Genomic DNA, 23353 nt, shown 5'->3' with positions numbered 1-23353 from the left:
CCGCCCAAACTCTACCCTCACGTGAGAGTTGGTTCGAACGGAACGGCGGGGACGGGCGGCGGGGATATCGACCGGATATCCACGGCGGCCGCGGCCGCAGCGGCAACAGGAACACCACGGATTTTCCGCACAAAATCCGGCATCCTTCGCGACTCGGGGCGGTCCACCGGAGGCGGACGCAACGGCGCCGAGCCGCCGCGACGACCGACCGCCACAGTCAACACACAACTGTAATTGTCACATTACACATTGTAGTATCCGTTCCGCTGCAGTGGCGCCACCCCACCGTGTCCGACACCTCGGCGCGTCTCGGACCCGGACTCGAGACGCGCCGAGGGTTGCGCCCTACCAGGTCAACAGGGGCGTATCTGTTTACTTCTCGACAACGGCCCGCATAGGGCCGGCAATATGGAAAACTGCCTCACACGGCGACGCCGACCGCGCCTTTCCACCCGGCCACCCGTGATCCCCCTCAGCGCGCCCAGTGGCACGTCCCGGGAGGCAGGACCNCCCTCATGCAGCACCGCGCTATGCCCCGCGGCCCCGGTGGGACGGTGCCCCGCGGCCCCACCAGGACGGTCGTGCCGCGCCGTGCCCTCCGGGCGGTGCCGGCCGTACTGGCGCTGCTGGTGGTGTCCGTCCTCGATGGGCCGCTGCTCGCCGTGGCCACACCCGCCGTGGCCGCACCCGCCGGCGTCGTTCCCGCCCCCGTCGCCCCCGCGCAGGGCTCGCAGTGGTACCACGCGGTGCTCGGACTCGCCCAGGCGCAGCAGATCAGCGAGGGCGCCGGGACGGTGGTCGCGGTCATCGACGGCGGGGTCGACGCCGGCCACCCCAAGCTGCAGGGCCAGGTCCTGCCCGGCGCCGGCGTCGGGCCGGGGGCGGCTTCCGACGGGTGGCGCGACGACGATCCCGACGGCCACGGCACGGCCATGGCGGGCCTGATCGCGGGGCGCAACGACAACGGCCGGCCCGAGGTACGCGGCATCGCCCCGGCCGCCCGGATCCTGCCCATCTCGACCGGCGCCGAGGCCGACTCGACGGAGGTCGCCCGCGGCATCCACCGAGCCGTCGACCTCGGCGCGGACGTCATCAACCTCTCCCTCGGCTCGGCCGGCGCCGCGACCCCCGACGAGCGGGAGGCGGTGGCCTACGCCTTCGCCCACGATGTGGTCGTGGTCGCCTCCGCCGGCAACGTGGAGACCGGCGACAGTGAGATCAACTCGCCGGCGAACATCCCGGGTGTCGTCGCCGTGACCGGCTCGACCGCGCGGGGCGACTTCTGGCGCGGCTCGTCCCGCGGAACGCGGGCCGTCATCGCCGCCCCGGCCCCGGGCATCCGGGCGCCGGTGCCGACGAGGGTCTCCCCGGACGGCCTGGACACCGGCGCCGGCACCTCGAACTCGGCCGCGATCGTCTCGGGCGTGGTCGCGCTCATCCGGTCGGCCCGGCCCGACCTGGACGCGCCCAACGTCATCGAGCGGCTCATCTACACCGCGCGGGACGCCGGGGCGCCGGGACGCGACGTCGAGTTCGGTTTCGGCATCGTCGACCCCGCCGCGGCGCTGACCAAACCGGTGCCGGTCGTCGCCGCCAACCCCCTGCTGGCCACCCCGACTCGCTGGGGCACGGCCGGCCAGGCACCCGCCGGCGCGGACCCCACCGACGCCGAGTCGGGCTCCGGCCTCTCCGGCCTCTCCGGCGGCGCGGACGGCGCGGACGGCTCCGCCGGATCCGGTCCGAACGGCGACGGTGGCCTCGGCTCGCAGGCCGCCGCATCGGTGGTGCCGCCGACGGCGGCCGGTGCGCGGGCGGAACCAGCGGACGGCGCGGCCACGCCGCCGGGCCTGACCGCCGGCCGCCCCACCGGCCCCACCGGCCCCGCGGGCGGCCCCGGCCCCGGGCACGGGGCGGCCTCGGGTGGCGGGCAGGGGCAGGACCGGGACGGCGGCTCGGTGGCGGCGGCCGGCGCCGGCGGCCCGGGTGGACATCCCGGCATCCTGTCCGCGCTGGCCTGGGTCGGCGGGCTGGCCCTCGCCGTCTGGCTGGGCGGCCTGCTCGGTGTGGGCGCGCACCTGCTGTCCGCCCGGCGAACCACGACGCACGAGGGCCCGCGCGGCCACTCCTAACATGGCCATATGACACACGCGCTCCTGGACGAGCTGTCCTGGCGTGGACTCATCCACGACAGCACCGATCCCGCCGAACTACGGGACCACCTCGACAGCGGCGGGCGGCGTTGCTACATCGGTTTCGACCCGACCGCCCCGTCGCTGACCATCGGCAACCTGCTGCCCATCACGCTGCTGATCCGGGCGGCGCGGGCCGGGCTCGGCGCCGTCACCCTGTTCGGGGGCGGCACCGGCCTGATCGGCGATCCGTCCGGCAAGTCCGTCGAGCGCAGCCTGCTCACCGTCGAGGACGTGCGGGCCAACGTGGCGCGCCACCGCGAGATCATGGAGACGATCTTCGGGCGGGCGTTGGCCGCCGAGGAGATCCCGGCCTTCGTCGACAACGGCGACTGGCTGGGCGGGCTCGGCATGATCGAGTTCCTGCGGGACGTCGGCAAGCACTTCCCCGTCACCGAGATGATCAGGCGCGACTCGGTCCGCCGCCGCCTCGACGACCCCGATGTCGGCCTGACCTACACCGAGTTCAGCTACTCGCTGCTGCAGGCGTACGACTTCCGCCGGCTGTGCGAGGACCATGGCGTGACGCTCCAGATGGGGGCGTCGGACCAGTGGGGCAACATCGTCGCCGGGATCGACTACGTGCGCCGGGTGCTGCGCACGCAGGTGCACGGGCTGACCTGCCCGCTGCTGCTGCGCGCGGACGGCACGAAGTTCGGCAAGTCGGAGAAGGGCGCGGTGTGGCTGACGGCCGACCGCACCTCGCCATACACGCTGTACCAGTTCCTGATCAATCTGTCCGACGACGAGGCACGCCGGTTCGCGCTGTTCTTCTCGCTCACCGACCGCGAGCCGCTGGAGCGGCTGNTCGCCGAGCACGCCGAGGCGCCCGGCCGCCGCGCGCTGCAACGCCATCTCGCCCGGGAGATGACCGGGCTCATGCACGGCCAGCCCGCCGTCGACGCCGCCGAGGCGGCGTCCGCGGCGCTGTTCAGCGGCGACGTGAAGGCGATCGGGGCGGACCTGATCTCGGACGTCTTCGCCGACGTGCCCACGGTCACCGAGCCGCTGGCCCGGCTCGCGGCCGACGGCGGCTGGCCCGTCGTCGACCTCCTGCTCGCCACCGGCCTGGCCAGCAGCCGCCGCGACGCCCGCGAGCACCTCGGCAACCGTGCCGTGCTCGTCAACGGCGACCGGATCGACGCCGAGGCGACCGTGACCGAGAAGGACCTGCTGCACGGTTCCGTCATCCTCGTCCGCCGCGGCCGCCGCGAGTGGCGGGTCGCCCGCTTCACCTGAGCGCCCGCCTCGCCCGGCCCCAGCCACGCCGGGCGGGGCCTCAGGGGGCGGGCGGACCGACGAGCAGCCCCTTGATGTAGGCGGCGTGCTCGTCGGCCACCGCCTTCTTGCCACGGGCACGGGAGAGCACCGTGCGCCCGGCGTACCCGGCCACGAGCATCGAGCGCATCACGTTCACCCGGGCCGGAGCGTTGTGTTTGCGCAGGTAGCGGACCATGGACGCGCCGCGCATCTGGAGCATCCAGGTCTTGCCCGCGCCGCTGCCGCCGGCTCCGTGCGGCACCAGCAGATCGGTGTGCAGCTGCTGGCGCAGGCCGGCCTCGCGGATCGCCCGGCCGAGCGCCATGTCCTCGTTGTAGACGTAGAACGTCTCGTCGAAGCCGCCCAGGTCGAGGAACGTGGCGCGGCGCACGGCCATGCAGGCGCCGGTCAGCCACTCGGGGTTCATCGGCCGACCGGGGGTCGGGCGCGCGAACAGCGCCGAGGTCGGGGCCACCTTGTGCGCGCCGAGGACGTGCAGCAGCACCCGGCGGGGCGTCGGCTCCCACCCACCGTTGCCGAGCTCGGGCTTGTCGTCGTGGCCCTTCATCGTCGCCGCGCTGGTGACCAGCTCCGGATCGGCGATGAGGTCGTCGACGAGCACGTCGATGACGTCGACGGTGGGCCGGCTGTCCGGGTTGCCGAGGACGATGTAGTCGTACCTGGACGAGCGGATGCCCATGTTCGCGGCCTTCGCGAAGCCCTTGCCGCCACCGGAGTCGAGGTAGCGGCTGTTCGGTCGGTCCGCGAGCAGCTCGTCGACCCGGTCGGCGCCCTTCGCGTTGTCGATGACCACCACCGGCATGTCCAGCGGCAGCGTCGCGAACAGCCCCTCGAGCTGCTCCCGGCTGTGGTAGCTGACCAGCACGAGCTCGTACTGCCACGTGGACCGCTTGGCTTGCTCGACCGACACNGCGGCACGCTCCTCACTGCGTGTGTTCACGCGAACTTCCGATGCACCGTTCGGCCCGGCTGCCGAGGGTGCTGCGATTCTCGACTCAACCGCCGGCCGAGGTCAGCGCGCTGGACGGGCTGGACGGGCTGGACGGGCTCGCCGGGTCGGCTCCGGCCGGCGCACCGGCACCGGACGGCGGGGCGACCGGCTGGCGATCCGGCTTCGGCCACACGGCCGGGCGGTCCCGGGCGGCGAAGCGGCGCACTCCGCCGAGCGCGACGGCCTGCAGGAAGAACACCTGCGCGACCAGCCGGCTGGGCCCCGGCGGCGTCCGCCCGGTCATCAGGGCGGCGGCGCTCGCGGCGCCGGCGGCGTTGCCGGCCAGGAACACCCGGGCGGCCCAGCTGTGCCGGGCGGCCGGGACGGCCATGACGACGAGGACGACGTGGGCCATCGGCCCGAACGACGAGCGGACCAGCCGATGCCCCCACAGTTGCGGGGTGACCGGCAACGCGCCCGGCACCAGCGCCGCCCGGCGGCGCCAGAGCATGTCCAGGTTGCCGGCGACGATCCGGGTCCGCCGCTCCCACTCACCGGTGTAGTCCGGGGCCGCCGACTCGATCGAGTACGCCTCGGGCTCGTAGACGACCCGCAGCCCGCCCTCGAGGATGTCGAGGGCCAGCCAGGCGTCGTCGACCGCCGTGTCGGCGGGCAGCGGCCGGAACGCCTGTCGGCGGAAGGCCAGCATCTCGCCGACGACGCCGATCGTCGCGCCGGTCGCCGACTCGCAGCGCTTCAGCCACGACTCGAACTTCCAGTAGAAGCCCTGGGCGCCGTCGGGGTCGTCGACCTGCTTCTCCCCCGCGACCGCGCCGACGGTCTCGTCGGTGAAGTGACGGGCGGCAGCGCGCAGCGCGCCGGGGGCGAGCACCGCGTTCGCGTCGGTGAGCACGACGATCTCGTGGGAGGCGGCGGCGACGCCGCGGTTGACCGCGCGGGCCTTGCCCAGCCGCTCCCCCGAGGACAGCACTCGCACACCCGGCCGGCGCGAGGCCTCCGCCGTCTCCGGATCGTCCGCGACGACGATGACCTCCATCGGCCCGGGATAGTCCGCGCCGGCCAGCTCATCCAGTTTCGTGCCAATAACCGCGGATTCCCGGTACGCGGAGACGACAACACTCAGGCCCGGCCAGATCTCAGGGTCCGGCGGTGTCGTCGGTTCCAGGCCACGGCTGCGNAGTCCGATATAAACCGGATACAGAACGTGACCGTAAACAGTTGCGGCTCCGAGCGCCGCGACGGCGGCTCCTCGACCGATGGTCCGGACACCTGTCATGACAGTAACCGTAGCGTTCCATCGGAACGCCACGGCGAACGGCTCCTGGCCCGTCGAATCACGCGATTGACCTCATGACGCTGCGCGGCCGTGATGCCCGGACCCGACCTGCGCGGCAGTCCGGCGCGGCCGCGATCCGCCGATGAGGGCCACAGGAAACCGCCCGGTTTATTCACCGCTACTCGACACCATCGTGACCACCCGGCCACGCGTCGCATTCCTCGCCCGAGCGACCGGGCGGACCCTCCCCCATGCGGGTGAACCCGAGTCGTTACAGTGGGACCGGTGAGCGACTCCACGCGCTGGATCGTCGTTGTCGAGGAACCGTTTCTCCCGGCGGACGCCGGCGGCCGGGTGGAGACATTCAGCTTCCTCACCGCGGCCTCCGCGGCCGGTATTCGGATGCAGATCCTGGTTCCCTCGCGGGAGGATCTGGACATCGCCGCCTACGAGGAGGCGGTTCCCGGTTCGGCGGTCATCCGACTGCCCCGGGACGACAGCCCGCGCGCCCACCTGACGCCGAAGCCGTTCATGCACGCCTCTCGACCGGTCGGGCCGCTGCGCCGCGCGTTGGAGTCCACGCCCCCGCGCGCCGACGCCGTGATCAGTTACAGCTGCCGATCGTCGCATCTCGGCGAGGAGATCGCCCGGATCTGGAAGCTGCCGCACCTGGTGCGCGCGCACAACGTCGACTCGGAGTTCTTCCGGGTGCTCGCCCGCAGCAGCTCCGGCCCCCGGGCCGTGGCCTACGAGCTGGAGTACCACAAGCTACGCCTGGCCGAACTCGCGATGCACCATTCCCCCCTGGTCACCTGCATCGCCGACATCTCGTTGGAAGACCACGAGTGGCGGCGCACCCGGGCAAGCGTGCCCACGTTCCACCTGCCACCGTTCCTGCCCGTGGGGGCGCTGCGGGCGACCGCNTCCACCGAGCCGGCCGCGGCGGCCGCCGCGGCCGTGGCCGGCGACCAGCGGCTGATCTTCGTCGGTTCGCTGGACACCCCGACGAACATCGAGGCGCTGCGCTGGTTCCTCGGGGGATGCTGGCCGATGATCCGGGTCCGCCATCCGAAGGCCACCTTCCAGGTGGTGGGGCGGCGCCCGGAGGACGGCCTGGCCGCGTGGCTCGCCGGTTTCGAGGGCGTCGAGCTGCACACCGACGTACCGAGCGTCGCCGGCTACCTCACCGCGGCGACGCTGTCGGTGAACCCGATGCGCTCCGGCTCGGGCGTGAACATCAAGGCCATCGAGGCGATGGCGACCGCCACCCCGGTGGTGAGCACCCCGACCGGCAGCCGCGGGTTGGACTGGGCCCCCGGCACCGACCTGCTGGTCGCCGAGGAGCCGGGCGCCTTCGCCGCTGCCGCGTGCGAGCTGCTGGACAACCCGGTGCGGGCGGCCGAGATCGGCCTCGCCGGCCGGGCCTTCGTCCGCCGGGAGCTCGACCACGCGGCGCTGATCGGCCGCATCCAGGAGCACCTGACGCCGTCCTGACCACGCCGGGCGGGGTCGGAACCGGGCGGGGTCGGGACAGAGTGCGGGGCCCCGTTCAGAGCAGGGCGTGATAGCGGTTCTGCGTGGGCTCCAGGCCATCCGTGATGAGCATTTCGACCGAGTCGGCGGCGTGCTCCAGCAGCAGCGGCAGCTCGCGCCGCTCCGCCGCGCCGAAGTCCCGCAGGACGAAGTCGGCCGGGTCCATCCGGCCGGGCGGGCGACCGATGCCGACCCGGACCCGCAGGTAGTCGCGGGTGCCGAGGNCAGAGGAGATCGATCGCAGCCCGTTGTGGCCGTTGTCCCCGCCGCCGCGCTTGAGCCGGACGCTCCCGAACGGGATGTCCAGCTCGTCGTGCACGACGATGACCCGGGCCGGATCGATCTTGTAGAAGGTGCGCACCGCCGAGACGGGCCCACCCGAGAGGTTCATGAAGGACAGCGGGCGGGCCAGGACCGCCCGCGCGCCGGCGAGGCGAACCTCGGCGACATCCGCCCGGGACCGGTGCGACTTCAGCCGCGACCCGGCCCGCTCGGCGAGCAGCTCGACGACCATGAAACCGGCGTTGTGGCGGTTGCCGGCATAGCCCGGACCCGGATTGCCCAGTCCGACGACGAGCCACGGCCCGTCGTCGGTCGGCACGTTCGTCATCGACAGCTCATCCGCAGGTCATCGGCAGGTGACGAGATGACGAGGGGGTCGACGGGGAGAGCCGTTCGCCTAGGCGGACGCGCTCGCCACGCCGGCCTCCTCGGTCGCCTCGGTGGTCTCGCCGAGCTCGGCGTCCTGCTGGGCGACGGTCCGCTTGGCCAGGCACTGCACGACGGCCAGATCGGGATCGGCGTCGAGTTCGGCGCCGTCAGGCAGCGGCAGCTGGCGGGCCAGCACGGCGGTGCCCGGCTCCAGGCCGGTGATGTCCACTTCGATCGCGTTCGGCAGACGCGAGGCGTCGGCCTTCACCGCGATCGAAGTGACCTGCTGGTCGACCAGCGTGTCGGGGTGGGGCTCGCCGACGACCTGCACCGGGATGTCTGCGACGACCTTCTCGCCCCGGTTCACGAGAACCAGGTCGATGTGCTCGAAGCTGCCCTTGATCGGGTGCCGCTGGACGTCCTTCGCGAGCGCGAGCTCGGTGCCGTCGGCAAGCTCGAGCGTCAGCAGGACGTTCGTGCCGGCGTCGGTCTTGAAGGCGTGCAGCAGGTCGTGCGCGGGCAGGGCGATGTGGCGCGGCGGCTTGCCGTGACCGTAGAGAACAGCGGGTACCTTGCCGGCGCGGCGGGTGCGACGAGCACCGCCCTTACCGAACTCGGTGCGCGGCTCCGCGGCGATGCGGACCTCGGACATGGCGGCGCTCATCCTTTCCAAAACAGGGGATTCCATCGCCGGAGGGCGGGAGAACCACCGCGGCGCGGTCCTTCACAGTACCGGACGCTTCGCGAGTGGTGGACGACCACCCCGATCTGTCAAGACCCTGCGGGGATGCGTGCCGTCGTGGGGCACCGGTCACGGCCGGACCGGCGGCATCAGCGGACGCCGGATGGGCGTCGGGCCGCACCGACGGGCCGGATGTTCACCTGAGCTGGCAGATCGGGGCGGCCGAGCGCCCGCCGGGCCCGTCCCAGCACCGGGCCGCAGACCTCCCCGACCACGCCGGACACGTCGGTGCCGCGGGTCACTCGGACCGCGATGTCCAGCGACGGTTCGCGCCTGCCCCGCAGCTCGGCCCACGCGCCCTCGACGCCCGCGATCCCGGCCACGTCGTCCGCGACAGCGTCGGTCAGCGCGGCCGCCGGCAGGTGCACGTCGCCCAGCGCATCGTGGGTCACGTCCAGCCCGGGGGACCTGTCTGTGCGCATCTGCTGGGCCAGCCAGACCAGTGCCAGCAGGGCGACCAGCCCACTGCCGACCCCGATGACCAGCCAGAACCAGCCGTGGTCCGCGGCGAAGTCACGGACGTCCGGATCGAGTACCGACTGGTCCGCCCGGCCGTCCCCGAAGACGCCGACCCCGGTGAGCAGCGCGACCACGCCGGCCGCGGTGAGCAGCACGCCCAGGACGGCGAGGATGACCTGGTTGCGCCGGTCGGTCGACGGCGTGTGCGGCCCGGGGCCGGTCACGGCGCCTCGCCTCCCTGCCGAGTCGCGGCACCCACACGGGCGCCGTCCGGTTCGGGCCCGACCCGCCGGCCGGGCCCGTCCGGACCCTCTGACCCGTCCGGACCCTCTGACCCGACCCGGCCGTCACGCCCGGAGGGGCCGGTATGCCCGCCCGGACCGCCCCGCTCGGCCGGGCCGTCATGCCTAGCCGGCCCATCCCCCCCGGCCAGTTCGTGCCGAGCAGCGGTCGACCGCGCGGTTACCCGGACGACGGGGACGGACGGCTCGGCCAACGCGAAGGCGTCGAGCTCCTCATGCAGCGCGGCCTCCACCTGCTGCGCGACCTCCACCCGATGCGGGGCGCCGCCCGCGATGGGGGGACGCAGGCGCAGCCGGGCATCCGTGCCCCGCCGGTCCACCCGGACCCGGGCCCGCTCCACCCCGTCGACGGCGAGTGCCGTGGCCCGCAGGTCCCGGGCCAGCCCGCGCCGGTCCACGAACACCCCGGTCCGCGGGCTGTCCCAGCGGATACGCAGCCGGGCGGGTGTGCCGCGCCGAAGCGCGGTCCCGATCAGCAGCAACCCGACCAGCGCGACGAATCCGGCGGCCAGCAACGCCGGCCCCTCCGACCAGGCGGTGTCGCTGAGACTGTTCGCCCAGCTCTGCCAGTCGATCACGATATGACCACCGCCCGCGGCGGCAGCGATGATCTCGATGACGGCGATGACACCGGCAGCCGCGATCANCGCGGCCAGCAGCCCGGCGACGATCCGACGTCCCATCCGCACGATGTCCACCCCCCACCGAGTCCACCCGTACTCCACGACTCGTGCCCAGCCGAGCACGAACAGACACCACCCATCCGCCTCCCCACCTTTCCCCCGGGGATGAAACGGGCACCGAACCCATGACGGCAAAACGGACACCGAAGCCCGTGGAACGGCAGCCGGTGGAGGACAGGGGCGGGGTGACCGCGGGCAGCCACCCGGGGATCAGCCGTCCGGTTCGCCGCCGCCGGGGCTCAGGGAGGGCACCTCGATGTCGAGATGGGCGACCCGCACACCGGCGAGCGCCGCGAGCCGTTCCCGCACCTCGCCCCGCACCCGCTCGGCGGTCTCGCCGACGGGGTTCGGGTACCGCACCGAGAACGTCATGGTCAGCCGCGCNGTGCTGCCCTCGAGCCGGGCGTCCACCCGGGGTCGGCGGGCATGCCCGCGCCACCGGGCCCCGCGGCGCCATCGCGCCCCGTCCCGGCGGGCACCTCCCCGGCGCGAGAGCCGTCGCGGCGGCCCGGTCACCCCGGGCACCTCCGCGGCGGCCACTGCGGCGATCTTCTCCACGACCCGGTCGGCGACACGCAGCGAACCTGCCGCCGCACCTCCGCGCCGGGTGCCGGCCGGCTCGGCGGACGCATCGGGCCGAGACGGCGTCGTCACCGCCGGCTCCGGCGCCGGTCCCCGCCCACGTAGCGGGTGATGTCGAGATCACCGTCGACGACCTTGCCGACGACCAGCCCGACCGCCCCGAAGACGAGGACGATCAGGAACTCGCTGAACCCGCCGAAGGCGAGANCGAGCCCGGCGATGAGGCCGGTGATCAGACCGAGTGCTGCAGCTCGCATGGTGACGCCCCTTCCGGTCCACGACCCGTCCAGTCGGGTAGTACGTCCGGCGTGCCCCTCGGACGGGTCAGGCAGGAGCCATGGGCACGATCGTCACATATGGCGAGGGGACAGCTACGTTTCATGCGGGAGTGTCGCGTCAGCGGACCCGAGAGCCACGCTGTGCTCTCGAACCCTCCTTTCGGTGTACCCATCGGACGCCGAGCCGATGGGCCCACCGTTCACCGAGACCCGGCCATCGGCGCCGCGCGGTGCCGCCCCAGTCCCGGCCGCGCTCCGCTATCCAGCCGGCCAGCTGCTCGGCTCCGGTACGTCGGTAGTAGGCCGTAGGCCGCGAGGCGGCACCGGTCGCCGAGCCAGGGGTCGCCGAGCCAGGGGTCGATGCGGCGCGCAGCGCCCGCAGTCCCTCGGCGAAAGCGTGCGGATCTCCGCCGCGGTCCGGGTGATGCGTCCGAACGAACGCCCGGATCTCCGCCCGGCGCCGGGCCGCGTCGGGGTCCGGCCGGGTCTGCGGACGGGCGACGTCATCCCCCGCATGTCGGGAGGTCACGGCGGCCACACCCACGGCTGATCGTCATCCCCCGATCGCGCCAGCCGCGGATCCCCTGCACCCCGACCGAGTGGCCACCCACCGGGCGCGGACCCCTCGGTCGGGCTCCGTCCGCCGATCGGCGTTCGCGGGTCGACCGATGCCGGCCCGTCCGCGGGGTCGAGATCGCGGATGACCACGTCCACCCGGGGACAGTCGGGGGCGNCGCAGCGCACCNCCGCCCGGATCCGGCCGGCGAGATCGGGCAGCGGCTCGCCGTAGCGGCAGTCGACCTGCACGAGGATCCGGTCAGCCCGCACCCGCACCCCCGCGACCCGGCGACCCGGCAGGTACGTCGCCACCTCAGCCCCCCCGAACCGGTCCCGCGCCGCGTCCACCCGCGTGACTTCGGCCGTGGCGTCGTCGGTGCGGGCTGCCGGGTCGGCATTACCGCAGGGCGACGCGCTGGGGCGCGCTGGAATGCTCAGGGCCGCGGGCGTGGGGGCGGCGACGAGCCGCGTCACCCCAGGGCAGGCGGCCACGGCCGCCGCGACCCTGTCGGGATCCCAGCGAAACCAGGCGGCGGCATCCCCCGTCCTGACCGGGCTCACTCGACCCGCCGGGTCTCTTCCTGGCTGTCTTCAGCGATGTAGACGTCGTCGACCGCAACGTTGACCTCGGTGACCTCCAGCCCGGTCATCCCCTCCACGGAGCTGACGACGTTGCGCCGGATCGACTGCGACAGGTCGACGATGGAGACGCCGTAGTCGCAGACCACGTCCAGGTCGACGGCCGCCTGCCGCTGGCCGACCTCGACCACGACGCCCTGCGCGACGCTGGCCGACGCGCCGGGGATGCGGGCCTTCACCGAGGCGACCGCCCGGGCGCCGCCGGTGCCCAGCTTGTGTACGCCCGCGACCTCGCGGGCCGCCACCCCGGCGATCTTGCGGACCACGACGTCCGCGATCGACGTGCGGCCCAGTTCGCTGATGAGCTCCGTTGAGTGCTTGCGGTCCGNCACAGCGGCCCGGCCAGCGACGCCGGTCGCCGGCGAATCCGCATGGCCGGCGCTGGTCGAGGTCCCGGCGCCGGTCGTCGTGGTTCCGGAGCTGGTGGTCGTGGTCATGGTGCTCCCTTTCATGGTTTCGGCGCCCCGGGGTGGGTCGTGATCGCGGGGCACCACCCGGGGTCAGGCCGCCGCCCGCCCTTCGGGGGCGGGTCCGACCGGGCCGCCGCGGGTCAGCTAGGACACGACGGCGACGCATGTGCAGGCCGGACGTCATGGGGAGCTGGGAAAAGGTGTGAAGGGCCAGGTCCAACCGGGCGGGGTGGCGTTCCGAAGCACGTGTGGGCCCTCCCCGACGGGGTCACCCACGCCACGAGCCGCCCGATTTCACCAGCCAGGCATCCCGTTCTCCCATGTACCCCGTGGGCGGACAGTCATACGCTCCGGGCCCGCGGATAGGTTGGATCCGGCCGGTCGCACTGCCCGTATGGGCGGGGCGCCCGCACGAGTAGAGCCGTCCCCTCGAGTGAGCCTGAGTGAGTCCGAGCGAAGGAGCATCCGCTGCCTCGATCCCACCCGGGCCCGCGCCAAGGCGCGGGAGCCGGCACCGCCGCCGTGACCGTCCGGGCCCCGGCCAAGGTCAACCTGCATCTCGGCGTCGGCCCGCTGCGGCCGGACGGCTACCACGATGTGATCACCGTGCTTCAGGCCGTCTCGCTGTTCGACGACCTGACCGCCACCGCGCTTGACCCCACGGAGCTTGACCCCACGACGCTCGACCCCACGGCGCTCGACGGGGTGCCCCCCGGCGACCAGGACGGGGTCGTGGTCACCGTCGAGGTCTCCGGCGAGGGCGCCGACCCGACCGCGCGGGGCCCGGCCACGACCACCCCCGACGTGTCCATCGTTCCCACCGGCCGTGACAACATCGCCGTCCGCGCGGCGCACCTGGTCGCCGAGGCCGCGGGCATCACCTCGGAGCGGGTGCACCTGACCCTGGCCAAGGGCATCCCGGTCGCCGCGGGCATGGCCGGCGGCAGCGCGGACGCGGCGGCGGCGCTCGTCGCCTTCGACGCGCTGTGGCAGGCCGGCCTCGACCGGGTCGCCCTCGCCGGCCTCGCCGCCCGGCTCGGCAGCGACGTCCCGTTCCCGCTGACCGGCGGGACCGCGCTGGGCACCGGCCGGGGCGAGCAGCTCACCGACGTCCTGGCCACCGGCGAGTACCACTGGGTGTTCGCCCTCGCCGACGGCGGACTGTCCACCCCGGCCGTCTACGCCGAGTTCGACAAGCTGTCCGAGGGCCGGCTGCGCACCGGGCCCACCCCCGCCGACGACGTGCTGGCGGCGCTGCGCACCGGCGACCCCGCCCAGCTCGGGGCGGCCCTCGTCAACGACCTGCAGCCAGCGGCGCTGCGGCTGCGGCCGGCGCTGCGCCGGGTCCTGGAGACCGGCCGCGAGCTCGGCGCCGTCGGGGCCATCGTGAGCGGTTCGGGGCCGACCTGCGCCTTCCTCGCCGCCGGGGCGACCGAGAGCGTCGAACTGGCCGCGAGCCTGGCCGGAATGGGCGTCGCCCGGGCCGTGCGCCGAGCCTCCGGGCCGGCGGCCGGCGCCCGGGTGCTGGAGGGACCGGACGACGCGGACGGGTCGGGCGGAGGGCCGTGAGCCCCGTCCTGGTCAGTTTGGAGAACGTCGACGCCGCCTTCGGTACCCGCACCCTGCTTGACCAGGTGAGTCTGGGCATCGGCACGGGCGAGCGGATCGGGGTGGTCGGGCGCAACGGCGCCGGCAAGTCCACCCTGCTGCGGATCATCGCGGGCGAGGCGGAGCCACACGCGGGCCGGGCCGNGCTCGCGGGATCGACCCGGGTGGGCTCGCTGGCCCAGGCGGACGTGCTGCCCGCCGACCGGACGGTCCGCGAGGTCGTGGTCGGCACCGGCGCGGAGCACGAGTGGGCTGCGGACCCGCGCCGCCGCGGCGTGCTCGCCGGCCTCGGCCTGCTGGACCGCCTCGACGACGTGCTCGGCCCGATGTCGGGCGGCGAGCGTCGGCGGGTGGCGCTGGCCCGGCTGCTGGTCCAGGACCTCGACCTGCTGATCCTCGACGAGCCGACGAACCACCTCGACGTCGAGGGGGTCGCCTGGCTCGCCGCCCACCTCGCCGGCTGGCGCGGCGGCCTGCTCGTCGCCACCCACGATCGCTGGTTCCTCGACGAGGTGTGCGGCCGGGTGTGGGAGGTCGTCGACGGGCGCGTCGACGCCTACGAGGGCGGCTACTCCGCCTACGTCCTCGCCCGGGCCGAACGGACCAGGCGGGCGGACGCGTCGGAGGCCCGCCGGCAGAACCTGCTGCGCAAGGAACTCGCCTGGCTACGCCGCGGGCCCCCCGCCCGGACCAGCAAGCCGCGGTTCCGCATCGACGCCGCCAACGCCCTGATCGCCGACGAGCCGCCGCCCCGCGACACGATGGCGCTGCGCAGCTTCGCGGCCTCCCGGCTCGGCAAGGACGTCTACGACGCGGAGAACATCACCGTCCGGATCGGGGAGCGCACCCTGTTCGACGGCATCACCTGGCTGCTGGGTCCGGGGGACCGGATCGGGCTGGTCGGTGTCAACGGCGCCGGCAAGACGACGCTGCTGCGCACCCTGCTCGGNGACGTCGTCCCGGACGGTGGGCGGGTGAAGGTCGGGGCCAGCGTCCGCCCCGCCCTGCTGTCCCAGGAGGTCATCGAACTCCCGGCGTCGCTGCGGGCGCTGGAGGCCGTCGAGCAGGTCGGCCGGTCGCTGGAGGTCGAGCGGGGCCGGGAACGCAGCGCCGGGCAGTTGCTGGAGCAGTTCGGCCTGCCGTCGTCGCGGCAGTGGACCCGGGTCGGTGACCTCTCCGGTGGCGAGCGGCGCCGGCTGNAGCTCCTGCGCCTGCTCATGGCCCGNCCGAACGTGCTGTTCCTGGACGAGCCGACCAACGATCTCGACACGGACACCCTCACCGCGTTGGAGGACCTGCTCGATTCCTGGCCCGGCACCCTGGTCGTGGTCAGCCACGACCGGTACTTCCTCGAGCGCACCTGCGACGTGACGATGGCGCTGCTCGGCGACGGCCACCTGCGGATGCTGCCGGGCGGCATCGAGGAGTACCTGGCCCGCCGCGCCGCCGCCGGGTCGGAGACCGCCACCTCGGCCCCGCCGGCCCCGGGGGCCGCCGTGGGCGGGACAGGTGGCGCGGGTGGCCGGGGTGGCGCGGGTGGCGCCCGGATCGGCGAAACCGCGCCGGGCGTTCCCGCCTCCGCGACGGCGGCCTCCGGCACGGCAGCATCCGCCACCGGCACGGCGACCGGGCCGTCCCGGTCCGGCAGCGAGCTGCGGGCCGCCCGCAAGGAACTGACCCGCCTCGAACGCGCCCTCGATCGGCTGACCCGCCGGGAGCAGGAGCTCCACCATGCCCTCGCCGAGGCGGCGACCGACCACGAACGCCTGTTGGCGCTGGACGCCGAGCTGCGCGCCGTCGTCGCCGACAAGGACGGCACCGAGGAGGCCTGGCTGACGCTCGCCGCCGAGCTGGAGGGCTGAACGGGCCGCCCCGACGCCGCCGGCCGGGCGCAGGCCGATGGCGTCGAGGCTGGACGCGGTGAGGTCGGGGGCTCAGGCGGTCGCGTCGGCGGTGACGCGCTTGGCGGCGAGGCGGGCCGGGTCGGGCCAGCGCACATCCCAGACCAGGTGCAGCGTCTCCATCAGCTTGATGATGTAGAAGCTGGTGTCGATCTGCCAGGGGCGCACGCCGTGGCGGGCCGAGGTCGGCTCGGCGTGGTGCAGGTTGTGCCAGGACTCGCCCATCGACAGCAGCGCCAGCGGCCAGACGTTGGTCGAACGGTCCCGCGACCGGTACGGCCGGGAGCCGAGCACGTGGCAGATGCTGTTCACCGACCAGGTGACGTGGTGGAGCGTGGCGACCCGGACGAGGCCCGCCCAGAAGAACGCCTGCGCGGCCGCCTCGAACGAGCCGCCCCAGAGGCCGCCGATGATCGCCGGCGCGGCGAGGCTGACGAAGGCGCACCCGGCGAACGAACGGCTGACCTTCACGATGTCCGGGTCGTCCAGCAGGTCGGGGGCGAAGCGGCGCTGGTCGGTCTGCTCGACGTCGAACAGCCAGCCGACGTGGGCGTGGTAGAGGCCCTTCATCATCGACCACGTGCCGGGGCCGTAGCGCCACGGCGAGTGCGGGTCGCCCTCGGCGTCGCTGAAGGCGTGGTGGCGCCGGTGGTCGGCCACCCAGCGGATCACCGGACCCTCGATCGCCATGTTGCCGGCGACGGCGAGCGCGATGCGCATCGGCCGGGACGTCTTGAAACCACGGTGGGTGAAGTAACGGTGGAATCCGACCGTCACCCCGTGCCCGCTGATGGCATAGAAGATCAGGGCAAGGACGACGTCATGCCAGGAGATCCACCGGCCCCACAGCGCGGGTATCGCAGCGACCACCGCGGCAAGCGGAACGATGATCGTCGTCACCATGATGATCTGTTCGGCCCGAGCCTTCGCCATCGACCTGGGCCTGGTGGCGTTGCCCCGGCTGTTGGCGGGATCGGCGCGGCCGACAGCCTGCCCCGCAGTCGTTTCCCGGTCGTCATCCGGCGCCCGATTGTCGCTCNGTGTCACCGTGTCGGTAGCGGTCATCGCCTCGTCCCGTCCATCGCGGCAGGTCCACTGCGCCGGCACTCCACCGGTCACGGTAGCCCGCCGATGTGACAACAGTCCCCATTGCCGGCGTCCACCACGCAAACGGGCCACCCAATACGGCGGCCCGACCGCCCGGCCTGCCGGCACCGCCGTCGACCCACCGGCCGGCACCCGCCCGAAAGGTCTACGTCTCGTGGGGGTACCCGCCCCACCGGGGGCCCCACCCGGACCACCCCGGAGGGCGACCGGCCAACCGTGCCTGGAACCTCGCGGGGCGACCGCGGCGACGCCCGACGCCACCTACCCCGGGCGGCATGCCCCGCAGCGGTGCGGCGGTGGTGCGGTGCGCCCCGATCGCCACGGGAGCCCGATGCATCGGGCTGTGCCGGGTCGGCGGGGACCGCGGCGCGGCCCGACCCGCGGGACAGTGGTCCGCGACCCTGCTTTTACCTTCCGAGCCACCCCACGATGGTAGAGTTGGCATGTTTTCCCCGCGGTCCGCCGTAGTGTAATCGGCAGCACAGGAGATTTTGGTTCTCTTAGTCCACGTTCGAGTCGTGGCGGCGGAGCACTACCGGAGCACTACCAGTAATACCATCACAAAGAATCGCCGGGAAGTATCGCCGCGCCGGCCGGACCGCCGTCGCCCCCTTTCTCCGCGATCGACCGAGTGCTTCGGCGGGGTATCGATCGGGTCGTTCCCCGCCGGGCGGCCGCCGTGTTCCCCCGGTGACGGCGCCCGGCGTGTTACCGGCGGCCGTCACCTCCCCAGGCCCGGCCAGCAGGTCGCGGTAGTGTGGTGCCCGTCGCCCCATCGTCGTGCAGGCCGAAGATTCGGGAGATCGCGTGACATCACCACGTCCGGCCGCCGTCATCATCCTGGCAGCGGNCGAGGGTCGACGGATGCGCTCGACGACACCGAAGGTGCTGCACAGCATCGCCGGGCGAACCCTGCTCGGGCACGTGCTGCACGCCGCCGGCACCATGGCCGCGCCCCGCACCGCCGTCGTCGTCGGCCACGGCCGGGAACAGGTCGCGGCGATGCTGGCCGAGCAGGCCCCGGCGGTCATCACCGTCGTGCAGGACCGCCAGCACGGCACCGGCCACGCCGTTCGGGTCGCCCTGGCGGCGCTCGACGGGCTCGCCGCCGACGACACGGTCGTCGTGCTCCCCGGCGACACCCCGCTGCTCACCGGGGAGACGCTGGCCGCCCTCACCGCCCATCACCATGCCCAGCGCGCCGCCGCGACCGTGCTGACCGCCGTCCTCGACGACGCCACCGGCTACGGCCGGGTCGTGCGCGACACCGCGGGCGGGGTCCGGGCGATCATCGAGCACCGCGACGCCGACGCGGCCACGGCCGCCATCCGGGAGATCAACACCGGCGTCTACGCCTTCCGCGCTGGCCCGCTCCAGGCGGCGCTGGCCCGGTTGACCAGGCAGAACGCCCAGGGCGAGGAGTACCTGACCGACGTCGTCGGGCTACTGGTCGGCGACGGCAGTCCGGTGGCGGCGAGGGTCGTCGCCGACCCGGTCGAGGCCGCCGGGGTCAACGACCGGGTCCAGCTCGCCGCCGCCGGTCGGGCGCTGCGCGACCGGATCGTCATCGCGGCGATGAAGGCCGGCACCACCGTCGTGGATCCGCCCACCACCTGGATCGACGCGGACGTCACCCTGGAGCCGGACACGACGATCGCCCCCCACACCTTCCTGCACGGGCGCACCCACCTCGCGCGTGGCGCCACCGTCGGCCCCGAGTGCACCCTCACGGACACGATCGTCGGCGCGGAGGCGAGCGTCGTGCGGACCACGGCCGACCGGGCCGAGATCGGCGCCGGCGCCGCCGTCGGCCCCTACAGCCACCTGCGCCCCGGCACGCGGCTCGGCCGGGAGGGCAAGATCGGATCCTTCGTCGAGACGAAGTCCGCCGAGTTCGGCGACCATACGAAGGTCCCCCACCTCGCCTACGTCGGCGATGCGGTCGTCGGCGAGCGAAGCAACATCGGCTGCACGACCGTCTTCGTGAACTACGACGGCGTCGCGAAGCACCGCACCGTCATCGGCTCCGACGTCCGCATCGGCAGCGACACGATGCTCGTCGCCCCGGTCACCGTCGGGGACGGCGCCTACACGGGCGCCGGTTCCGTCATCCGGGAGGACGTGCCGCCGGGCGCGCTGGCCATCCGCGAGGGGCGGCAGCGGATCATCGAGGGCTGGACGGAGCGGCGCCGGCCCGGCAGCCCCGCCGCGCTGGCCGCGGCCGCCGCCGCTGCCTCGCCGGTTCCCGCCGTCCCCGACACCGCGACGCCGGTCGACTCCCGCGCAGTCGACTCCCGCGCAGTCGACTCCCGCGCAGTCGACTCCCGCGCAGCGCAGGCGCCCGAGGTCGGCACGCCCGACGCCGGCCCGCACGGTCGGGGTGACTTGGCGCACACCAGCGGAGGCGAGGCCGGCATCGCTGGCGTTCCCGGAGCGGGAAGCAGAACGTAGAGGCGTCGGTCCCAACCTTCTGACCAGCGGGGGGATGCACACCGCCCCATCGGTCCGGACACCTCGGCGGGCCGCGCGGAGCAGCACCCCCCGCGCGAAGGCACGTCGCCAACAGCCCCACGCCGCCGACAGCCCCACGGCGGCAGCGGACCCGCGACCAGCCGCGTCCCGCTTACGGGCGCCGGACCGGGTAAGCCCCAGACATACCTGCCCACCATCCATCCCAGCCCGCCCGTACCGCCCCTTAGCCCGTACCGCCAGAGCTCCTACCGCCAGAGCTCCTACCGCCAGAGCTCCTACCGCCAGAGCTCCTACCGCCAGCCTCCCGACCGATGCAGCCCGACCGCCCGCCGCCCGACCGACGCCGCGACTGCCCGCCCACGGCTCGCCGGTCGAACGCGCCGACGCCCCGACCCGGCCCCGGCGGTCTGCGTCGGGNGGCTCGCCGGGCCGGCACGTCGCGCACCCCAATCTGATCATCCGTCACGTCCGAGGAGAACGCGGTGGCCTACCAGACCGAGAACCGGCGCAACCTGATGCTCTTCGCGGGACGCTCGCACCCCGGCCTCGCAGCGGAGGTGGCGGCCGCACTCGACGTCGAACCCGTGCCGACGAACGCCTACGAGTTCGCCAGCGGCGAGATCTTCGTTCGCTTCTCCGAATCGGTCCGCGGCTGCGACGCCTTCGTCCTGCAGTGCCATTCGGCGCCGGTCAACACCTGGCTGATGGAGCAACTGATCATGGTGGACGCCCTGAAGCGGGCGAGCGCCAAGCGGATCACGGTGGTCGCGCCGTTCTACCCCTACGCCCGCCAGGACAAGAAGCACCGCGGCCGCGAGCCGATCTCCGCCCGGCTCGTCGCCGACCTGTTCAAGACCGCCGGTGCGCACCGGCTCATGTCGGTCGACCTGCACACCGCGCAGATCCAGGGCTTCTTCGACGNCCCGGTGGACCACCTGTTCGCGCTGCCGCTGCTCGCCGACTACATCGAGAACAAGCTGGACACCTCGGAAGTCACCGTCGTCGCCCCCGACTCGGGCCGGGTACGGGTGGCCGAGCGCTGGACCGACCGGCTGGGCTGCCCGCTGGCCATCATCCACAAGCGGCGGGACCCCGACGTGCCCAACCAGGTGAAGATGTTCGACGTGGTCGGTGAGGTCCGCGGCCGCACCTGCGTCATCGTCGACGACATGATCGACACGGCCGGCACGATCACGAAGGCGGCGGAGTCGCTCAAGGAGCATGGGGCGANCCACGTCATCGCGGCGGCGACACACGGCGTGCTGTCCGGGCCGGCGGCCGACCGGCTGAAGAACTCCGAGATCGGCGAGGTCGTCCTCACCAACACCCTGCCGCTGCCCAGCGAGGCGCGGATCGACAAGATCACCGAACTGTCGATCGCCCCGCTGCTGGCCGCCGCGATCAAGGCGGTCTTCGAGGACGGCTCCGTGACCGGCCTGTTCGGCGGGGACGCCTGACGGCAGCGGGTGGCGCGTCCCGGGCCCGACCCCGGGACGCCGCCAGCCCGCTACGCCGCCAGCTCGCCACACTGCCAGCCCGCCACGACGCCAGCCCGCCACGACGCCGGCGAATCGCCGGCACGGTTCGCCTCCGTAGACTGCCCAGCCATGGCAGCGCAACAGCCGAAGGTCTCGCTGACCGGCATCAAGCCGACGGGCGAGCCGCATCTCGGGAACTACATCGGAGCGATCCGGCCCTCGCTGGAGCTCACCTCGACCTACGAGTCGATCTACTTCATCGCCGACTACCATGCCCTCACGTCGATTCGCGACCGCAGGGAGCTGGCGAGCTACACCCGGTCGGTGGCGGCCACCTGGATCACGCTCGGCCTCGACCCGGCGCGCACGGTCTTCTACCNCCAGTCCGACGTCCCCGAGATCTTCGAGCTGTCCTGGGTGCTGTCCTGCGTCACCGGCAAGGGCCTGATGAACCGGGCGCACGCCTACAAGGCCGCCCGCGACCGCAACGCCGAGTCCGGCGTGGCGGATCTGGACGCCGGGATCAACATGGGCCTGTTCAACTACCCGATTCTGATGGCCGTCGACATTCTCATCATGAACACCGACGTGGTGCCCGTCGGGCAGGACCAGTCGCAGCACGTCGAATATGCCGCCGACATCGCCGGCTCGTTCAACCATCTCTTCGGCGACGTCTTCAGCCTGAGGATTCCGGAGGGAATCTATCCGGCCGGCATCTCGGCGCGGGCGCTGCCCGGAACCGACGGCCGCAAGATGAGCAAGTCCTACAAGAACACGATTCCCCTGTTCGCCCCCGAGAAGCAGCTACGGAAGCTCATCCGCGGCATCGTGAGCGACAGCACACCGGTGGAGCAGCCGAAGGACCCGGACACCTCGGCGGCGTTCGCACTGTTCGAGAACTTCGCCACCCCCGAGGCGATCAAGGAGATGCGGACCCGCCTGGAGCAGGGCGGCACGGGCTGGGGCGAGCTGAAGAACGCCCTGTTCGAGACCGTCAACGCCTGGCTGTCGCCGCTGCGTGAGCAGTACGAGGCGCTCGTCGCCCCCGGCAGCGAGCTCGACGCCATCCTCGCCGCCGGCGCCGAGCAGGCCCGCGACCGCGCCCGCCCCGTCCTCCAGGGCGTCCGCCGCGCCGTCGGCATCGCCTCCCTCTGACCGAGNCTCTCCGGCGACGTTAGTCCGCGGGCGCGCGCTCGGCGGCGACGCGGGCGGCGGCGAGGCGGCAGTAGGCCTCGACGTCGAGGGTCTCGCCGCGGGCGCCGGGATCCACCCCGGCCGCCTCCGCCAGGGTCGTCGCGGCGGCGCGCGAGCCGGCCCAGGGGGCCAGAGCGGTGCGCAGCGTCTTGCGGCGCTGGGCGAACGCGGCGTCGACGGCGGCGAACACCTCGGCGCGTAGCTCCGCCGGCGCCGGCGGGGTCCGGCGGGTGAAGGCGACCAGCCCGGAGTCGACGTTCGGCTGCGGCCAGAAGACCGGGCGGGGCACGCCGCCGGCCGGGCGGCTGCGCGCGTACCAGGCCAGTTTCACACTGGGCGCGCCGTACACCCGGCTGCCGGGCGGCGCCGTCAGCCGGTCGGCGACCTCCGCCTGCACCATCACCAGGCCGCGGCGCAGCGACGGCAGCCGTTCGAGCACGCCCAGCAGCAGCGGCACCGCGATGTTGTAGGGCAGGTTCGCGGCGAGCACGTCCGGGGCGGGCACGCCCGCGGGCAGGTCCGCCGGTCCCAGCCGCAGCCCGTCGGCGAGCACCACGTGCAGCCGCGCCGCGGCCTCGGCGGGCAGCCGGGCGGCGACGGTCACCGGCAGGGCGGCGGCCAGCGGCGCGTCCACCTCGACGGCCACGACTGCGCCGGCGGTGCCGAGCAGCCCCAGGGTCATCGAGCCGAGACCCGGACCGATCTCCAGGACCGTGTCGCGTGGACCGACGTCGGCCAGGCGCACCAGGCGGCGCACGGTGTTCGCGTCGACCAGGAAGTTCTGCCCACGGCGCTTCGTCGGCCGCAGGTCCAGCGCGTGCGCCAGCGCCCGCAGCTCGGCCGGTGCGAGCAGCGCGTCGGTGCCTACCAGGGCCCGAACACCCGCTCGGCGTTGGCGGCGATCGACGCGCCGAGCTCGGCGACGCCCACCCCACGGGTCTCGGCGAGCACCCGCAGCGTCAGCGGGATCAGGTAGGGACCGCCGGGCCGGCCCCGCCAGGGCACCGGGGTGAGGAACGGCGCGTCGGTCTCGACGAGCAGCAGCTCGGCCGGGGCGA

General features: G+C 73.6%; 12 protein-coding genes and 17 pseudogenes. 16 read left to right on the top strand and 13 right to left on the bottom strand.

Translation table 11 applies throughout. The annotated features are described in order from the left end of the window. The first annotated feature begins 515 nt into the window (after positions 1–515). The 3 genes and pseudogenes from FF86_RS03960 to FF86_RS39810 all read left to right on the top strand — a co-directional run. Positions 516–2129: a S8 family serine peptidase gene (locus FF86_RS03960; protein ID WP_242422249.1), complete on the top strand. Its 1614-nt coding sequence runs from the start codon at positions 516–518 to the stop codon at positions 2127–2129. Between the two features lie 9 nt (positions 2130–2138). Then, positions 2139–2996, top strand: a pseudogene (tyrS, locus tag FF86_RS03955) (tyrosine--tRNA ligase); the annotation flags it as partial. 1 nt (position 2997) lies between these two features. After that, positions 2998–3428: S4 domain-containing protein (locus tag FF86_RS39810; RefSeq protein ID WP_255355699.1), on the top strand; the 431-nt coding region annotated here is incomplete at its 5' end. 40 nt (positions 3429–3468) lie between these two features. Here FF86_RS39810 and FF86_RS03950 read toward each other — a convergent pair. Further along, positions 3469–4380: pseudogene (locus FF86_RS03950) on the bottom strand (glycosyltransferase); the annotation flags it as partial. An 85-nt stretch (positions 4381–4465) separates the two neighbouring features. After that, positions 4466–5599 (bottom strand): annotated as a pseudogene (locus FF86_RS03945) (glycosyltransferase family 2 protein); the annotation flags it as partial. A gap of 384 nt (positions 5600–5983) precedes the next feature. Here FF86_RS03945 and FF86_RS39805 point away from each other — a divergent pair. Then, a pseudogene (locus FF86_RS39805) lies at positions 5984–6621 on the top strand (glycosyl transferase family 1); the annotation flags it as partial. Position 6622: 1 nt separating this feature from the next. After that, on the top strand, positions 6623–7192 hold a 570-nt coding region (locus FF86_RS39800; RefSeq protein ID WP_242418137.1), incomplete at its 5' end, for a glycosyltransferase family 4 protein. A gap of 55 nt (positions 7193–7247) precedes the next feature. Here FF86_RS39800 and FF86_RS39795 read toward each other — a convergent pair. The 8 genes and pseudogenes from FF86_RS39795 to FF86_RS39770 form a co-directional block, all read right to left on the bottom strand. Beyond that, a pseudogene (locus tag FF86_RS39795) lies at positions 7248–7455 on the bottom strand (aminoacyl-tRNA hydrolase); the annotation flags it as partial. 1 nt (position 7456) lies between these two features. Then, positions 7457–7841 (bottom strand): aminoacyl-tRNA hydrolase (gene pth, locus FF86_RS39790; RefSeq protein WP_242418136.1); only part of this gene is annotated, 385 nt, incomplete at its 3' end. 69 nt (positions 7842–7910) lie between these two features. Beyond that, positions 7911–8534: a 50S ribosomal protein L25/general stress protein Ctc gene (locus FF86_RS03930; RefSeq protein WP_044883493.1), complete on the bottom strand. Its 624-nt coding sequence runs from the start codon at positions 8532–8534 to the stop codon at positions 7911–7913. Positions 8535–8713: 179 nt separating this feature from the next. Further along, complete coding sequence (locus FF86_RS03925; RefSeq protein WP_044883374.1) at positions 8714–9307, bottom strand: hypothetical protein; 594 nt, start codon at positions 9305–9307, stop codon at positions 8714–8716. Then, the gene (locus FF86_RS39785) at positions 9304–9963 is read right to left on the bottom strand and encodes a DUF6286 domain-containing protein (RefSeq protein ID WP_242418177.1); all 660 of its coding nucleotides are present in this window, start codon (positions 9961–9963) and stop codon (positions 9304–9306) included. Before FF86_RS39785 ends, FF86_RS03925 begins: the two co-directional genes overlap by 4 nt. A 315-nt stretch (positions 9964–10278) precedes the next feature. Further along, positions 10279–10452: pseudogene (locus tag FF86_RS39780) on the bottom strand (hypothetical protein); the annotation flags it as partial. 1 nt (position 10453) lies between these two features. After that, a pseudogene (locus FF86_RS61840) lies at positions 10454–10722 on the bottom strand (Asp23/Gls24 family envelope stress response protein); the annotation flags it as partial. Between the two features lie 1321 nt (positions 10723–12043). Then, positions 12044–12453 (bottom strand): annotated as a pseudogene (locus tag FF86_RS39770) (Asp23/Gls24 family envelope stress response protein); the annotation flags it as partial. A gap of 604 nt (positions 12454–13057) precedes the next feature. Here FF86_RS39770 and FF86_RS03895 point away from each other — a divergent pair. The 5 genes and pseudogenes from FF86_RS03895 to FF86_RS39750 form a co-directional block, all read left to right on the top strand. After that, positions 13058–14104, top strand: coding sequence for a 4-(cytidine 5'-diphospho)-2-C-methyl-D-erythritol kinase (locus FF86_RS03895; protein ID WP_044883369.1), 1047 nt, complete (start codon positions 13058–13060; stop codon positions 14102–14104). Beyond that, a pseudogene (locus tag FF86_RS39765) lies at positions 14101–14287 on the top strand (ATP-binding cassette domain-containing protein); the annotation flags it as partial. The gene FF86_RS03895 and the pseudogene FF86_RS39765, both read left to right, overlap by 4 nt. 1 nt (position 14288) lies before the next feature. Beyond that, positions 14289–15092, top strand: a pseudogene (locus tag FF86_RS39760) (ABC-F family ATP-binding cassette domain-containing protein); the annotation flags it as partial. A gap of 1 nt (position 15093) precedes the next feature. After that, positions 15094–15342: pseudogene (locus FF86_RS39755) on the top strand (ABC transporter ATP-binding protein); the annotation flags it as partial. Positions 15343–15369: 27 nt separating this feature from the next. Then, positions 15370–16005 (top strand): annotated as a pseudogene (locus FF86_RS39750) (ABC transporter ATP-binding protein); the annotation flags it as partial. 72 nt (positions 16006–16077) lie between these two features. Here FF86_RS39750 and FF86_RS03885 read toward each other — a convergent pair. Continuing rightward, entirely contained in the window at positions 16078–16977 is a 900-nt protein-coding gene (locus tag FF86_RS03885) for an acyl-CoA desaturase (protein ID WP_082121647.1), read from the bottom strand. A 1025-nt stretch (positions 16978–18002) separates the two neighbouring features. Between FF86_RS03885 and glmU the strand changes: the two genes are divergently transcribed. From glmU to trpS, 6 genes and pseudogenes are all read left to right on the top strand, one after another. Next, a partial coding sequence (gene glmU / locus FF86_RS03875) for a bifunctional UDP-N-acetylglucosamine diphosphorylase/glucosamine-1-phosphate N-acetyltransferase GlmU (protein ID WP_255355697.1) occupies positions 18003–19602 on the top strand: 1600 nt, incomplete at its 5' end. Positions 19603–20105: 503 nt separating this feature from the next. Continuing rightward, positions 20106–20544, top strand: a pseudogene (gene prs / locus FF86_RS39745) (ribose-phosphate diphosphokinase); the annotation flags it as partial. A 1-nt stretch (position 20545) separates the two neighbouring features. Continuing rightward, positions 20546–20853, top strand: a pseudogene (locus FF86_RS39740) (phosphoribosyltransferase family protein); the annotation flags it as partial. Position 20854: 1 nt separating this feature from the next. Further along, positions 20855–21080: pseudogene (locus FF86_RS39735) on the top strand (ribose-phosphate diphosphokinase); the annotation flags it as partial. A 150-nt stretch (positions 21081–21230) separates the two neighbouring features. Next, positions 21231–21480 (top strand): annotated as a pseudogene (locus FF86_RS39730) (tryptophan--tRNA ligase); the annotation flags it as partial. Between the two features lies 1 nt (position 21481). Beyond that, positions 21482–22256, top strand: a 775-nt coding sequence (gene trpS, locus FF86_RS03865; RefSeq protein WP_242418135.1) for a tryptophan--tRNA ligase, incomplete at its 5' end; no start/stop codon positions are given. Between the two features lie 19 nt (positions 22257–22275). Here trpS and rsmA read toward each other — a convergent pair. Continuing rightward, the gene (rsmA, locus tag FF86_RS03860; RefSeq protein ID WP_242418134.1) at positions 22276–23052 is read right to left on the bottom strand and encodes a 16S rRNA (adenine(1518)-N(6)/adenine(1519)-N(6))-dimethyltransferase RsmA; all 777 of its coding nucleotides are present in this window, start codon (positions 23050–23052) and stop codon (positions 22276–22278) included. 107 nt (positions 23053–23159) lie between these two features. After that, a pseudogene (locus tag FF86_RS39725) lies at positions 23160–23353 on the bottom strand (TatD family hydrolase); the annotation flags it as partial.

Origin of the sequence: Frankia sp. CpI1-P, assembly GCF_001421075.1 — a bacterium.
Lineage (GTDB): Bacteria > Actinomycetota > Actinomycetes > Frankiales > Frankiaceae > Frankia > Frankia torreyi.
This window is presented reverse-complemented; position numbering and strand designations above follow the sequence as displayed.